This is a genomic window from Polyangium sp. 15x6 (genome assembly GCF_029960785.1).
Lineage (GTDB): Bacteria > Myxococcota_A > Polyangia > Polyangiales > Polyangiaceae > Polyangium.
The window spans coordinates 1-14,596 of the sequence record NZ_JASBQE010000096.1; the positions used below are offsets into that span (position 1 = coordinate 1).

Consider the following 14,596-nt stretch of genomic DNA (forward strand, 5'->3'; position numbering starts at 1 on the left):
ATGAACTGCGCATCGCGCAGTTCATCGACCCCGAGTCCAGCGCTTGCGCTGGTCCGGGTCCAGGGGCGGATAGCCCCTGGTGGGGCCTGGGGCAACGCCCCAGCGAAACGCCTCTCGTTGCTAGCGGGGCCTTACCGACCGAGTTTCCCTGTCTCGCGGAGCCATGCTTCGCTCCGCCGCATGCCCTCGTCGAGCGGCACGCGCACCTGCCAGCCGAGGAGTCGCTCGGCCTTCGCCGTCGGATACTGGAGCTTCCGCACGTACCTTTCGAGTCGCTCCGCCGTGAGGGGGATCCCGAGCTTGAGGAGCTCGTTCGCGCGGGCGATGAGGTATGCGATGGGCATCGGCACGCGACGCGGACGCTTGCCGCTCATCGCGCCGTAGAAGCCGAAAAAGCGCTCCCACGTGATGGGCGCGTCGCTCGCGTTGAACGCCTCGCCCTGCGCTTCGGGCCGCGCCGCGACGAGGCGCACCATGTCGACCACGTCGTCCACGTAGACGGGATATGCATGGCCCTGACCGTCCCCGAAGATCACGGGCACGCCCTTCTGCACGAGCCGGAGCATGCCCACCGTCCACCCGCCCGATCGCGGCCCGTACACCATCGCAGGCCGCACGATCGAGATCGCGAGGTTCGCCTTCGCTGCCGCCTCGCGCGCCGCCTCCTCGCCGAGCGCCTTCGTCCGGCCGTAGAGATCTGCCTGCGCGACGTCGATCGGCACCGACTCGTCGATGTGATCCGTCGACGGGAGCCCGTACACCGAGATCGTACTCACGAGGACGAACCGCTCGCAGCCCGCGCGCGCTGCGGCCGTGACGAGCGCGCGCGTCGCGTCCACGTTCACCGCGTACGCGTCCGCCTCGCCGCCCTTGCCACGCTCGAGCCACGCGGCCAGGTGGAAGACCACGCGTTTGCCCTCGCAGAGCCGCTCCATCGCGCTGGCGTCGCGCACGTCGGCCCGGTGGATCGTCACGCCCGCGCCTCGAAGCCGCGCCTCGTCCGGAAAGGATCGCCCGGCGCCGACCACGCTTGCCTTGTCCTCGGCTGCGAGGCGCTCGGCCAGGCGTCCTCCGATGAACCCGCTCGCGCCGGTCACCAGGACCGGAGCCTCCGTCAACGACACATCACTCATCGGGGCGCGAGTCTACTGCGCCGCGCCGCGCCTGGGGAGCGCTGCTCGCTCGCTTCAGGGCACCGTGCCGCTCGTCACCTCGAGCGCGACCTCCGGCGATACTTTCACCGTGGCCTCGCAGCTCGGCGTCCCCTCGCACGACGTGGCGGCGACCTGGACCTTTGCGTCCACGCGGAGCGTCGCCGGGCCCGCCGGCGAGCCCTCGGGGATCCGCACGACGATCTCCCTGTCCACGACGCTCACCTGCGGCGGCGCCGGCAGTTCGAGCGTCTCGTCCTCGTACGTGAACACCACGTCGATGTCCTCCTCGGCGAGCTCATCGCCGGGCGCGGACCACGCGAGCGAGAGGTCGACGCCGGGATCGATCTTGTTGTGTGGGTGGCTCGGGGTGATCGTGCGCTCGGCGAGCAGGTCCTCGAAGTCGAGCGCGATGCGGGCCGTCTCGTCGGAGACCTCGAAGTGCGTCTTGTCCTTGCCGAGGTTCTCTTCTGCGAGGGCCTTGCGGAAGGTGGGCGCGCCGCAGACCCAGCCGTCTTTCGTGGGCGTCTCGCCGCCGCGCATGAAGAGATCCATCGGCCGATCGTCCACCTTGGCCTCGATGCTGTCCGTGATCGCCTCGCACGTCCCCCCCTCCGCCACGAGCGCGAGCGAGACGCGTGGCGACTCGCCGAGCTCCACCTCGACCCGCGCGCTGGCAGGATCGAGGTCGGCGAGGGTGGTCTCGGACTCGAACAGCTCGAAGAGGGTGCAGCCGGAAGATCCGAGGGCGAGCGTCGCGAGAAACGGCAAGGCGAGGAATCGAGGGAGGATCACGCGGGCGGGCATGCTGGGCGCCAAGGGCAAACAGCGTACCCGGCGCGGACAAACGCCCACGACGCGATTTCGCTGCGAAATGACGCGGCGCGCGCAAATGGTTTTTCGCGGCTCGTGACGCGGGAGCGTCTGGATTCGGTCGGGAACGGTGACCAAACCGGGCGGTCGCGAGCACGCGCGGGCGGATCCGAGCAGCCTCGACATCGGCGCGAGGTGCGTCGGACGGTACGCACGCGTGCGACATGTGCTCCGCATGCGGCAGGGGATCCGCAGGGGGGTGCGCGGCCCATGCGCAGGTCCCCGTGGGCGGACGACGGCCGTTCCAGGAAAATTTCGAGCTTTGCAGATTCCTCGTGGACCGAACCGAGGCGCGCGTTGACCACACCGCGCCTCCTCGCTTAGCCTTTCTCCCGATGGTCCCGGATCGGCGACTGGGCCCTTTGCATGACGCACGCCCCCGGCTCGTCGCGTTCGGCAACGTCGCGGTCGGTTTCATCGCCATCGGCAACGTCGCGATCGGCGTCGTGGCCATCGGCGCGAGCGTGGCCGTCGGGCCGATCGCGATCGGCATCAACGCCGTGGGCATCCTCCTCGGGCTCGGGATGAACGCGGCCGGCACGGCTGCGATCGCGCTGATCAACGGGCTCGGGCTGTACACGTTCGCCGGCGTGAACGGGCTCGGCGCGCGCGCGTTCGCCTACGTGAACGTGGGGCAGAGCGTGCTCGTCGCGCTGGTCTGGGCCGGCGTGCAGTTCATCGCCGCGCATCTCGTGAAGCGCCGGATGCCCGCTGCGACCAAGGACGCTCTGCCGCAAACCGTGCCGCTCGGAGAGATCACGTCGGGGGCGCGCGAGGAAGGGCTCGTCCGCGCGCGGGTCGTCTCGACGACGGAGACGAGCGTGCTCGTCGAGGAGGACACGCCCGAGGAGAACACTGCGCAGCTCGCGCTCTCGGGTGCGGCGCGCAGGTCGCTCGAAGCGGCCCAACGCGAGTCCCGTTCGGTCGCGATGCTCGTGACGGTGCGCGCCTCGCGCGAGACGCAGCCGCAAGCGGCGGAGGCGAACTACCGCAGCGCGCCCGAGGTGCAGCGCGTGCTCTGGGGCGATCATTTCGAGGCGATCCCGGCGCCGCCGCCGCTCTGGGCGCAGCCGGGCGTGGTGCATCGACTGTCGCGCACGAGCATGTTCGTCGCGGCCGCGATCGCGATCGCGGAGTTCGTGCGGTCGTGGCTCTGAGCTAACGCCGCGCCGCCGCGATCCGCGCGAGCGCGCGCGCCTCGGCCACGTCCATCGGCGTCCGCCCGGTCGCTTTCGCCTCGTCGAGCACGAGGCGCGCCGTCTCGCCGAGTCGATCGATGAGCGGCGTGCGGTCCGGTAGGCCCATCACGGCGAGGCCGATCCCATCGATCACCGCGCCTGCCGAGGCGATCGGATCCGGCACGTGGAGGATCCCGCGTGCGGCCAGGACCCTCGCGATCTCGGGCGAAGCGAGCACGTTGTTCGCCGCGCCGCACACGGCCCACGCGCGCATCGCGTGGACGACCTCGGCCGTGACGACGCCGCCGACGGCACACGGCGCGACGATGTCGACGTCCTCGACGAGGATACGATCCGCCGGCGTCACGCGCGCGCCGGGGATCCTCCGAGCGACCTCCTCGGCGCGGCGTGTGTCCACGTCCGCGAGCACGATCCGGAGGCCTGCTTCGGCCAGCACCTCGGCCGCGCTCGCGCCGATCGCGCCCGCGCCCTGCACCGCCACCGAGAGCCCTTCGAGCGGCACGCCCCGCATCGCCGCGCACGCCTCGATGCAACGAAGCAGCCCCCGCGCCACCGCCGACGCGAGGCCTCGCTCGTCCGTGTGCACGTACCGCGTGTGCTCGGCCATCACCGCGAGATCCGCGGCCGTCGTCCCGAGATCGCCGGCCGTACGGAACACGCCGCCGAGCTCCTCGACCACCTGCCCGAGCCGCGCGAACGCGGCCTTCCGATCGAGCCCGTCGGCGAGGAGCACGACCGCCTTCCCGCCGCCCGCGTCGAGCCCGGCGAGGGAGCACTTGCGCGTCATGGCCCGCGCGAGCGCGAGCACGTCGGCGAGCGCCGCGTCCGCCGACGGGTAGCGCATCGTGCGCACGCCGCCCACGGCGGGCCCGAGCGTCGTGTCGTCGAGGGCCACGATCGCGCGCAGACCCGAGCGTGGATCCGCGACGAAAATGCACCGCGGGCCGCCCGCCGCGGCCTCCCTGAGGAAGCGTTCCGCCATGGATCGCAAAAACGCACCGATCGCACCACGACGCAAGCGCGTGCTCCCCTCGACCGCGCGTGGCGCGGGCCTCGCATGGTCCTCGCGCGCGCGGGAGGTGCGGGCATGGACGAGTCATCCTTCCTGGACGAGGTCGCGTGGCGTGGTGGGCTCGGAGAAACGTCGCTCGCGCGAACGCTGTCCGAGGCCGTCCTCCGGGCGTTCGCCGAGACGCTCGTGCCCGACGAGGCCCGCGCCCTCGCGCACGCGCTCCCGGAGCCGCTCGCGGCCGTCCTCCTCGACGGCCCGCACCTCGGCAACCTCTCCGAGGACGCGCTCTATCGCCGCGTCGCCGACCGCGAAGGCACGCTCCTCGGCTTCGCCATCGAGCACACCCGGCTCGTCCTCGGCATCCTTGGCGAAAAGCTCCCGGAGACCACCCGCCTCCGCTTGCGCCGCCACCTGACGCCCGAGCTCGGCGAGCTCCTCGCGCCGCGCGAGCCCCTCCCGCCGCCTCCGGTCCGCCTCCGCCGGCCGCCCGAGCCCGAGCTTGGCAAGGGAAACACCCTCGCCACCGGGCGTCCCGGCAGCCAGAAGCCGCTCAGCGAGGCCCGGCCCGAGCGTGCTCATGCGGAGTCGGTCGTCCGCACCGAAAACCCCCACGGGGAGACGAAGCTCTCGTCGAGCCGCGGGCTCACGCAGGTGCGCGAGCACGAAACCCTCGCCGAGGGCGAACCCGGGCCGCGGAGGCCCGTGAGCGAAAAAGGTCGCTAGAAGCAAGGCCTCCGCGGGTCGTTGGAATCTGGCACGAAGCTACGATCCCGATCCGAAATCGTGTACGTTCCGACCGAGCCGCCCTCGCCGATGCAGACCCGGGGGGCGGGTCGTGCGGAAAGGCTCGGGCGGATGCAGGCTGGTCAGCAAATCACGCCGACGCTTCGGCTCCAGCGCCTCCTCGGAAAGGGAGGCATGGGCAGCGTGTGGATCGCAGACCATCTCGCGCTCGGGACCCAGGTCGCCGTCAAGTTCATGTCGCCGACCTACGTCGAGAACCCTTCGCTCGTGCAGCGGTTCCGCACGGAGGCCATGGCCGCGGCGCAGATCAAGAGCCCGCACGTCGCGCAGGTCTTCGATCACGGCTTCACCACCGACGGCACGCCGTACATCGTGATGGAGCTGCTCGAAGGCGAGGACCTCAAGCGCCGCATCCGTCGCGAAGGACCGCTGCCGCTCAAGGACGTGGCGCTCGTCGTGTCGCAAGCCTCGAAGGCGCTCTCCCGCGCGCACGCGCTCGGGATCGTCCATCGCGACATCAAGCCGGACAACATCTTCCTCTGCAACATCGACGACGAGACCTTCGTCAAGCTGCTCGACTTCGGCATCGCCAAGATGGGCCCCGACAGCTCGCTCGGCGCGACGACCACGGGCTCGATGATGGGCACGCCGCTCTACATGAGCCCCGAACAGCTCCTCAGCGCCAGGCGCGTCGATCACCGCTCGGATCTCTGGTCGATCGCGGTCGTCGCCTACTACGCGATCACGGGCCGCGTGCCCTTCCACGGCGAGACCGTCGGCGCGCTCGGGGTCGCCGTGCACACGGGCACCTTCCATCTCCCGAGCACGCTCCGGCCCGACGTGCCGCCGGCCGTCGACGCGTGGTTCCAGCGCATGCTGCGGCGTGATCCGGCCGAGCGGTTCGGCACGGCGAAGGAGATGGCCGAGGCGCTCGAGCAAGCCATCCTCGGCGCGCCGTCGCCGCACACGGTGACCGGCGGCTTCACGCGCGGATCGCTCCACACGCACCCCGAGCCGACGCCCGCGCCGTACTCGGGCGGGCCGATGGCCGCGACGCCGGCCCCGATTTCCACGCACGGCTATGTCTCCTCGCCGTACAGCGCGCAGCAAGTCCCCGCGAGCGCGCCGCAGACGCTCATCGGGACCTCGACCACGGCCGCCGCGCGCGCGGGCGGGGGCAAGAAGCCCGCGATCATCGCGGCCGGCGTGGCCGTGTTCGTCCTCGGCGCCGTGGGCCTGTTCCTCGCCGTCGGCCGAAGCGACGACACCAGGCCCGTCTCCGCCGCGCCCGGCGAGGCCTCGACTGCAGCGCCCATGCCTTCCCCCTCCCCCACGCCCGTCGTCGCGCCGGCGCCCCCACAGGCCGCGAGCGCGCTCGCCGAACCGGCCGCGTCCGCCGCGCCCGCGACGACGGCCGAGGACAAACTCACGACCCGCAAGGCGGCGTCCGCGCCCGCGACGACGACCCCACCCCCGCCCGCCACGACCACGAAGACCGCGACCAAGCCGCCCAAGGGTGGCAAGGACACCATCGGCTTCTGAACCACGGCTGCCATGCGCCACACGCAAGCTCGACTCGGTGCCACAGCGACGATCGTCGCGCTCGGCTTCTCGCTCTCCGGGGCAGCGAACGCCCAGGGAAAACAGCCTTCGGCCGCCGCCAAGCAGACGGCGCGGGAGCTCCTCGTCAATTGTCGCGAAAAACTCGCCGCGAAGAAGCTCCCCGAGGCGCTCAAGGATTGCCAAGGCGCGCACGCGATCATGGGCGTGCCCTCGACCGGGCTCGAGCTCGCGCGCGTGCACGAGGCCATGGGCCACCTCGTCGACGCGCGCGAGGTCGCCCTCGAAGTGACGCGTTTCGACAACTCCGCCGGCAACGCCGCCTTCGCCACGGCCATGACCGAGGCCGAGGCCCTCGCGCAGAGCCTGGAGCCGAAGATCCCCTCGCTCGTGATCAACGTGAGCGGCCCGCCCTCCGGCGCCGAGATCACGGTGAAGGTCGACGCCGAGGTCATCCCCCAAGCGGCCGTCTCGCTGCCGTACAAGGTCAACCCGGGCGAGCACACCGTCGTCGTCTCGGCCGCGGGCTTCGGTCAGCGGGCGGAAAAAGTGCAGGTCGCAGTCGGACAAACCCGCACCGTCGACGTCACGTTGAGCCCGGCCTCGGGGGGCGGCGGGGACGTCGTGGATCCATTCGGCAATCCGGAGTCCCCGGCCGATGAGGGAGGCGGCCGGCAGATCCCGGTGTGGGCCTGGATCGCGGGCGGCGTCGGGCTCGTCGGGGCCGGCGTGGCCGTGGGCTTCGGGATCAGCTTCAGCGACGCGCAGGAGACCGTGCGCCGCGACTGCCCGGGAAACGCCTGCAACGACACCTACACGCCCGCGGAAGCGCAAGCCCTGCAGGCGAAGTGGAACCGCACGCTCGGGCTGACGGTGGCGGGCAGCGTGGTCGGCGCCGCGGGGATCGGCGCGGCGATCTTCGGCATCGTGACGGCGCCGAAGAAGGGCGCGCCCGCGCCTTCCACGGGGTTCGTCCCGTGGATCGGCCCGTCCGGCGTCGGCGCTTCGGCGTTCGGCCATTTCTGACCTCGCGCGCGGTCCGTCGCGCACGCGCGCGGATGTCCCGCATGGAAGCCCGCGCGCGCCGCGCCTCGGCCGCGCCCTTGTGGTACAAACGACGCCACCGTGCTGCTTGCTCGCATCCGCCTCGTCGGCCTCGGCCCCTTCGGCGACATCACGCTGCCCTTCTGCGACGCGGATGGCTCGCCCCGGCGCCTCTGCGTCATCTTCGGCGGCGAGGGGGTGGGCAAGACAGCAGTGCTCGCCGCCATCGCCACGACGCGCCCAGGCCACGCGGTCGCTCAGCTCCAGCGTGAACCTCGCCCCGAGGCGCCGCCGTTCGTGGTGGCGGACTGGCTCCTCGGCGACGACGACCCCGCCCGGCCGCACCCGCTCTGCGTCGCGAGCCCGAACGCGCGCCTCGACGAGCGCGACGACGAAGCGCTCCTCCGCCGTCGCGAGCAGGCGCTCTTCGATCGCCGCGCCGGCGAGCGAGGGTTCGTCCTGATCTCCCTCTCGGGCGCGCGCTGGTTCTCGCGCACGCCCGTGCTCCTCACGACGCCCGAGCGCACGCTGCTCCGCTACGACGTCCGCGCGTCCACGAGCTTCGACGACGCGAGCCGCACCGACATCGCCCGCGAGACGAAGCAGATCCTCTCGTTCGCCAGCATCACGGCCGCCCTGTCCCGCAAATCGGACAGCGCGCCGGCCGCCGCGGCCCGGCTGGAGACGGCGCTCGTCAACGTCCTCGCCGCGCTGCTCGAGGAGGACGGTTTTACCTTCGTCGGCGTCGATCCCGTGCGTCTGGAACCCCTCTTCCGCGACGCCGAGAATCGTCTGCTCGAGTTCGACGACCTGCCCCGAAGCCTGCGCCACCTCGTCGCCTTCGGCGCGCAAGCCGTGCGCTCGCTCTCCGCCGCCTTCCCGGACCGCGATCCCCGCGAGGCCGAAGGCGTCGTGCTCATCGACGACGTCGAGATCGAGCAGCCCGCCCATCGCCTGCGCACCCTCGTCCCGCGTCTCCGCCGCGCCTTGCCGCGCGTGCAGTGGATCCTGACGTCGAGCTCCCCAGACGTGGCGCTCGGCTGCGCCCCCGGCGAGATCATCGCCCTGCGCCGCCTGCCCGGCGCCGCAGCCATCGAGCTCCACGAGGGCGAGGACGCGGTCCTGCATTAGTCGGCTTGGGGCCGCTGTGCTGGGGCGTTGCCCCAGGCCCCACCAGGGGCTGTCCGCCCCTGGACCCGGACCAGCGCAAGCGCTGGACCCGGGGTCGATGAACTGCGCGATGCGCAGTTCATCGAACGGGCCGAGGCAAGACCGGCGACGACCCCGCCAGCCAAGACTGCCGCGCTGACCTTTCGACGGGCAGCGTTGTCCCTGGTCTTCCAACGGGCCCGTTGGAAGAACTGCGCGAAGCGCAGTTCTTCCATCCCGAGTCCAGGGCTTGCCCTGGTCCGGGTCGAGGGGCGGATAGCCCCCGCGGGGACCGGGGCAGAGCCCCGGCGCGGCGCCCCAAGAAGAGACCCATCCTCAGCTCGCGGGAAACCGGGAGGCAATGGTACGCTCGGGTTCTCTCATGCTTGCACGACTTCTCCGGGGAACTGGAATCCTTCTTGGTTTGCTCGTGGCTGGCGGGACCCTCGTCGCTTCCGGCGCATGCTCGCTCGGCAACGTCACGCAGGACGACTGCAAGAGTGACGACGAGTGCGTCCTTGCGATCGGCCCGAACAGCACGTGCGTCGCGGGGTACTGCACCGATCCGCCTGCGTGCTCCACGGGCCATGATTGCCGCAAGCTTGGCGGCGGCGGCGCGTGCGTCGACGGCGTCTGCGTCTCGGCGTTCCCCAAGCACCCGCAGTGCAGCACGATCCTCGAGCCGGCGGACCTCGCCGACCGGCCCCTCGCCGGCCCTGACGCGCCGCTCGTCATCGGCAGCATCTTCTCCATCGGCGAGACGAAGGACGAGGTCCTCACGCAGTCGGTCCGCGTCGCCGTCCGCGAGATCAATGGCAGCGACAAACTCAACCGCGGACAGCGCATGGCCGTCGTCGTCTGCGACAATGGCGGCGAGAACAACACGGCGACCGGCGCCGCGCGCGACGAGTTGAACCAGGCTGCGCTCGACTACCTCGCGGGCACGCTCGGCGTCCCGTACATCGTCGGCCCCCTCTCCTCCTCGGACTCGCTCCGGCTCATCGCGCGCATCAAGGAGAAGCAGTATCCCACGGTGATCATCTCGCCCTCGGCGACGAGCCCCGCGCTCACGGACGCCGACGATCGCCTCGAGACGAACGAGCCGGGGCTCTTCTGGCGCACCTGCCCGAGCGACACGCACCAGGGCCTCGTCATGGCGAACGACGTCATCGCGCCCGACCCCGTCGTCGCGGGTGGCAACGTCGCCGTCGCCTACGTCAGCGACGCGTACGGCCAGGGCCTCGCCACCGTCTTCCGGGAGAGGTACGGACTCGACAAATCCCAGCTCTTCCCCATCGAGGAGGCCAAGCTCACCGATTTCGCGGCGCTCGCCAAGCTCGCCTCCGACGTCGACATGTACAACCCCGCCGGCGTCCTCGTGATCACGGTTCAGGCGGGACAAACCGTCGAGATCTTGAAGGCGATGGTCGGCAAGCCGGTCGCGGGCCGGAAGTTCTTCTTCACGGACGGCGCCAAGGACGCGACGAAGCTCCTCGATCCGAACCTCGCCCCCGAGGTGAAGCAGATGATCGCGGGCTCCCAGGGCACCGCGCCCGCGAGCCCCTCGGGGCAGATCTACGAGACCTTCCGCGCGAACATGCAGGCGCAGTTCGACAGGGATCCGGCCGACTTCTCGTTCACCGCGCACGCCTACGACGCCACGTACGTCGGCGCGTACGGCGTCATCTGGGCCTCGCGCCAGGGCACGGACTACGACGGCCGGCAGGTGGCCGAGGGCATGGGGCGCCTGTCCACGGGAGACACGATCGAGATCACCTCGACCGCCTGGCCCAAGGGGAAAAGCACGCTCGCCGGCGGCGGCACCATCAACATCACCGGCACCTCGGGTCCGCTCAATTTCGAGCCCGCGACCGGCGAGGCCGCGGGCCGCATCGAGGTCTGGGCCGTGTCGAACGACCAGTTCGTGACGGTCATGGTCAAAGACCCCCCGTGATCGGACGCGCGGCTTGCGTTCCCGCCGCGACCTGCTTACACGCGGCCCATGCGCGCCGTCGTCATTCGTTCTCCTGGGGGACCCGAAGTCCTCGAGCTCCGCGACCTGCCCGATCCCGAGCCGCCCCACGGCCACGTCCGTGTCCGCGTCCACCTCGCGGGCGTCAATCGCGCCGACCTCCTCCAGCGCGCCGGCTTCTACCCCGCTCCGCCCGGCGTCCCCGCCGACATCCCCGGCCTCGAATACGTCGGCACCGTCGACGCCGTCGGCCCCGGCGTCACCCGGTATTCGGGCGGCGAGCGCGTCTATGGCATCGTCGCGGGCGGCGCCTATGCCGATCGGCTCATCGCGCACGAGCGCGAGGTCGTCCCCGCGCCCGCGAACCTCTCCGACGAGGACGCCGCGGCCGTGCCCGAGGCCTTCCTGACGGCGCTCGACGCGCTCCTCGTGCGTGGCCGCCTCGCGCCCGGCGAGCGGGTCCTCGTGCATGCGGCGGGCAGCGGCGTCGGCACGGCGGGCGTGCAGATCGCCCGCGCGCTCGGCTGCTTCGTGATCGGCACGAGCCGCACCGCGGACAAACTCGACCGATGCCGCGAGCTCGGCCTCGACGAAGGCATCGTCGTCCCGGGCGGCGTCTTCGCGGCCGAGGTCCTCGCGCGCACGGGCGGGGCCGGCGTGGACGTCGTGCTCGACCTCGTGGGCGGCGCCTACGTCCCGGAGACCATCGCCGCGGCCGCGAAGAAGGCCCGCATCGTGATCGTGGGCTTGACGGCGGGGGCGAGCGCGTCCGTTCCGCTCGGCATGCTTTTGCAGAAGCGGCTCGAGGTCATCGGCACGGTGCTTCGCTCGCGGCCGATCGAGGAGAAGATCGAGGCGGCGAAATTGCTCGAGCGCACGATGGGCCCGTGGCTCTCTCGGGGAATCGTGCGACCCGTCGTCGATCGCGTGTTTCCGCTCTCGGAGGCGGTCGAGGCGCACCGGTACGTCGCGTCGAACGTGTCGTTTGGCAAGGTCCTGCTCGACGCCCGGACCTGATCAATAAGTCCCGATCAAATCTACCAGGAACGTCCGCCCATTCTGGGGCATCGTCCGGCTCTGGAACGTGTCCGTCACGGGCACGAGCACGCGGCGGTCGGCGATGTTGTACACCCCCACGACGTACCGAATTCCGTACGATTTCAGTTCGCCCGACACCGTCACATCGCCGACCACCTGGGTATCCGTCGCGCCCCCGCCCACGAGCAGGCGCGGCGCCTCCAGCGTCATGCGGAGCCCGAGCGACGCGATCGAGGGCACGACCGGGATCACGCCGCGAAAGCCGGCGAGGTGCTCCGGCACGTTCGGCACCCGCGCGTCGGCGAGCGTCTCGTCGAGGTACGTCGCGCGCTGATATCCGTACGTCGCGGCGAGCATCCACCCTTTGCGCCATTCGCGCCGGATCTCGGCGTCCGCGCCGAGCACGAGCATGCCCGTGTCGCTGTTCGCGTACGCCACCGTGGGCCGCCCGGGAATCGGCTTCGTGAAGATGAGCCCGTCGATGTGGCTCCCGTGCACGGCCACGAGCGCCGCCCAGTCTTCGAGGAAACGGTGCGTGTACTCGATCTCGCCGGACCAGATCTTCTCGGCGTCGAGCTGCTGCGTTGGTTTTTCGTGGGACTGGCCGTTGTCGTTGTAGAGCTGCTCGTAAATGCTCGGCGCCCGGAATGCGCGGCCGCCCATCAGCTTGAGCGTGCCGTCTTTCACGGGCCGCGTGATGATCGCCGCCCGCGGCACGAACACCGCGCCGAACGTGCTGTACACGTCGATGCGCAGGCCGCCGGAGAGCCGGAGCCACGGGAGCGGCGCGCCCTCCGCGAGCGCATACCCCGCGGCGAATCGATAAGGCTGCCGCTCGTTCAGGTATCGCTCCGTGGTCACGCGATTGACATCTTCGCGACCCTGGAGCGTCGCCTCCGGGTGCCATTGCCCCTCGCCGCCCACCGTGACGCGGAGCCGCGGCCCCGGCGAATACACGAGCCGCGCCTCGCCGCCGAGCCACGTGCCCGCGAAATCCTCGATGTTGTCGACCTCGTTGTCGAACGCGTACGTCGCGTGATAAACGTAACGGTTCGCGTGCGCGCGGACGAGCAATTGCAGCGATTGTGTCAGGCGCGGCTCGAAGCGCGCCTCCAGCATCATGCGTGTATCGCCGAACGAGGTCCGCGGATTGCCGGCCGTCGTCGCGTAGGCGCCGACCGGGATCGACTGCGTCCGGTGGTGGACGAGCCATTGCATCGTCGCCGGGCCCCAGTACGCGCGCCCGGCCGTGCCGCCCGCCTGGAAGGCCTCGACCCCGCGCGCCCGGAATGGCTCGGCCTGGCCCGTGATCGGCACCTCCAGATCGAACCCGTCCGATTGCGCGCCCCACCCGCTCGCCCAGATCCCCTTGTCTTGCCCTTTCCGCAGGTGAAACCCGCCGCGCCCGCGCAGGACCGCGCCGTCGTAGCTCCCGACGCCCACATGCACGCCCGTGGGCTCCTCGCGCGACCGCGTCACGAGGTTCACGATGCCCGAGAATGCGCCGGCGCCGTAGAGCAGCGATCCCGGGCCGCGCACGATCTCGATGCGGTCCACGTCGTGCAGATCGCCCCGGCCGTCGGAGCCGATGTACGAGCTGTTCAGGAGGTCGTCGTTGAGCGCCTGCCCGTCCGAGAGCACGAGCACGCGGCTACCATAATCGTTTGGCTGGCCAATCGCGCGGATCGAGGCCGACGCGTACCCCCGGTCGTTCGCGATGGCCACGCCGCGCACGCCGCGCAGCGCCTCCGCGATCGTCGGATACCCGAACGCCGAGAGCTCGCGCCGATCGATCACCGTGACCGAGCTCGGCGCGTCCTCGATCCGCTCGGCGAACCGCGACGCCGCCGTCACTTCGCGCAGCGGGACGAGGTCGAGCGTGCCGAGATCCACCTGCTCGCCCTGTCGCACCACGATGTCGCGCACCACGGGCGCGTGCCCGGGCAAACTCACGCGCACCTGTCGCGCGCCCGCGGGCACTTCGCGAATCACCGCGGGCGAAAAACCGGCCGCGCGACCGTCGATGGTCACGAGCGCCCCCGCCTCCGTCGTCCCCACGACGACGATGCCCACCGGCGGCCGCAGTGTGACGTTCACCTCGGTCGTCTCGCGCGCCACCACATTCACCGGTCGCGCCGGCGCCGAGGCGCCCTCGGCCGTCACGTAAAGCTCGTGCTTGCCCGGCGGCAGCGCGAGCTCGCACGGCGCGAAACACGCGGGCGGGCCCGTCTCCTCGTCGACCCGCACCGCCGCGCGCGGCGCGCCCGTCACGGCGACCTTCACCTTGCCGACGATCCGCACGAGCGAGAGCGCGACGCGTGTCTCGCTCCCGCGCTTGGCCACGACCTCCTCGCTCGTCGCGACCTCGTGACCCGGGAGCTCGGCGATGACGCGGTATTTCCCCTCGTTCACGGCGAGCGGCCGCGGCGTGCGGCCCCGCGAGCCGAGATCTTTTCGATCGATGTAAATGGTGGCGCCGGGCGGATCCGTGACGACGTCGAGGATCGCCACGTTCGGCGCGAGGCGCGTGATCGCCGATTTCGAGGCCTCGATCGCCGTGGGATCCGTCTCCCCGGCGAGGGCGTCGACGTAGTAGCGGTGCGCGTCGGGCCATTGCTTGAGCTGCTCGAACGAACGCGCGATGTTGAACACGACACGCCGGTTCGGGACGAGCCGGTTCGACAGCAAAAAATGTTCGAGCGCGCTCGTGTAATCGCCCTTCTGGTAATCGGCGGCGCCGAGCTGGAAATGCAGCTCGGCCTCGTCGGCGAGCCCGTCGGCGGAGGCGCGCGCCGCGCCGAGGAGCACGAGCGCGGCGGCGAGGATCGGTCCGAAGACGCGAGGAGGCCTCATC

The 14,596-nt window shown here is 71.1% G+C and carries 11 protein-coding genes; 7 read left to right on the top strand and 4 right to left on the bottom strand.

All coding sequences use genetic code 11. From position 1 onward, the window contains the following. Nucleotides 1-131: 131 nt before the first annotated feature. Entirely contained in the window at nt 132-1,133 is a 1,002-nt protein-coding gene (locus QHF83_RS42220) for an NAD-dependent epimerase/dehydratase family protein (protein WP_282423758.1), read from the bottom strand. A gap of 54 nt (nt 1,134-1,187) precedes the next feature. After that, on the bottom strand, nt 1,188-1,946 hold the full coding sequence (locus QHF83_RS42225; RefSeq protein ID WP_282423759.1) for a hypothetical protein: 759 nt from the start codon (nt 1,944-1,946) through the stop codon (nt 1,188-1,190). A 440-nt stretch (nt 1,947-2,386) separates the two neighbouring features. Between QHF83_RS42225 and QHF83_RS42230 the strand changes: the two genes are divergently transcribed. Then, nucleotides 2,387-3,181: a hypothetical protein gene (locus QHF83_RS42230; RefSeq protein ID WP_282423760.1), complete on the top strand. Its 795-nt coding sequence runs from the start codon at nt 2,387-2,389 to the stop codon at nt 3,179-3,181. 1 nt (nt 3,182) lies between these two features. On the opposite strand, the gene QHF83_RS42235 is transcribed toward QHF83_RS42230, so the two are convergent. Next, nucleotides 3,183-4,205 (bottom strand): Glu/Leu/Phe/Val dehydrogenase dimerization domain-containing protein, encoded by a 1,023-nt coding sequence (locus QHF83_RS42235; protein ID WP_282423761.1) that lies wholly within the window; start codon nt 4,203-4,205, stop codon nt 3,183-3,185. A gap of 105 nt (nt 4,206-4,310) precedes the next feature. On the opposite strand from QHF83_RS42235, the gene QHF83_RS42240 reads away from it, so the two are divergent. From QHF83_RS42240 to QHF83_RS42265, 6 genes are all read left to right on the top strand, one after another. Further along, nucleotides 4,311-4,958, top strand: coding sequence for a DUF2267 domain-containing protein (locus QHF83_RS42240; protein WP_282423762.1), 648 nt, complete (start codon nt 4,311-4,313; stop codon nt 4,956-4,958). 132 nt (nt 4,959-5,090) lie between these two features. Beyond that, complete coding sequence (locus QHF83_RS42245; RefSeq protein WP_282423763.1) at nt 5,091-6,521, top strand: protein kinase; 1,431 nt, start codon at nt 5,091-5,093, stop codon at nt 6,519-6,521. A gap of 12 nt (nt 6,522-6,533) precedes the next feature. Beyond that, the gene (locus tag QHF83_RS42250) at nt 6,534-7,565 is read left to right on the top strand and encodes a carboxypeptidase-like regulatory domain-containing protein (RefSeq protein ID WP_282423764.1); all 1,032 of its coding nucleotides are present in this window, start codon (nt 6,534-6,536) and stop codon (nt 7,563-7,565) included. 99 nt (nt 7,566-7,664) lie between these two features. Further along, entirely contained in the window at nt 7,665-8,714 is a 1,050-nt protein-coding gene (locus QHF83_RS42255) for a hypothetical protein (RefSeq protein ID WP_282423765.1), read from the top strand. Nucleotides 8,715-9,114: 400 nt separating this feature from the next. Further along, entirely contained in the window at nt 9,115-10,686 is a 1,572-nt protein-coding gene (locus QHF83_RS42260; RefSeq protein ID WP_282423766.1) for an ABC transporter substrate-binding protein, read from the top strand. Nucleotides 10,687-10,734: 48 nt separating this feature from the next. Continuing rightward, a complete protein-coding gene (locus tag QHF83_RS42265) occupies nt 10,735-11,721 on the top strand; it encodes an NAD(P)H-quinone oxidoreductase (protein ID WP_282423767.1) in 987 nt (328 codons plus the stop codon). On the opposite strand, the gene QHF83_RS42270 is transcribed toward QHF83_RS42265, so the two are convergent. After that, complete coding sequence (locus tag QHF83_RS42270) at nt 11,722-14,595, bottom strand: TonB-dependent receptor (protein ID WP_282423768.1); 2,874 nt, start codon at nt 14,593-14,595, stop codon at nt 11,722-11,724. It lies immediately after the preceding gene. Nucleotide 14,596: the final 1 nt, after the last annotated feature.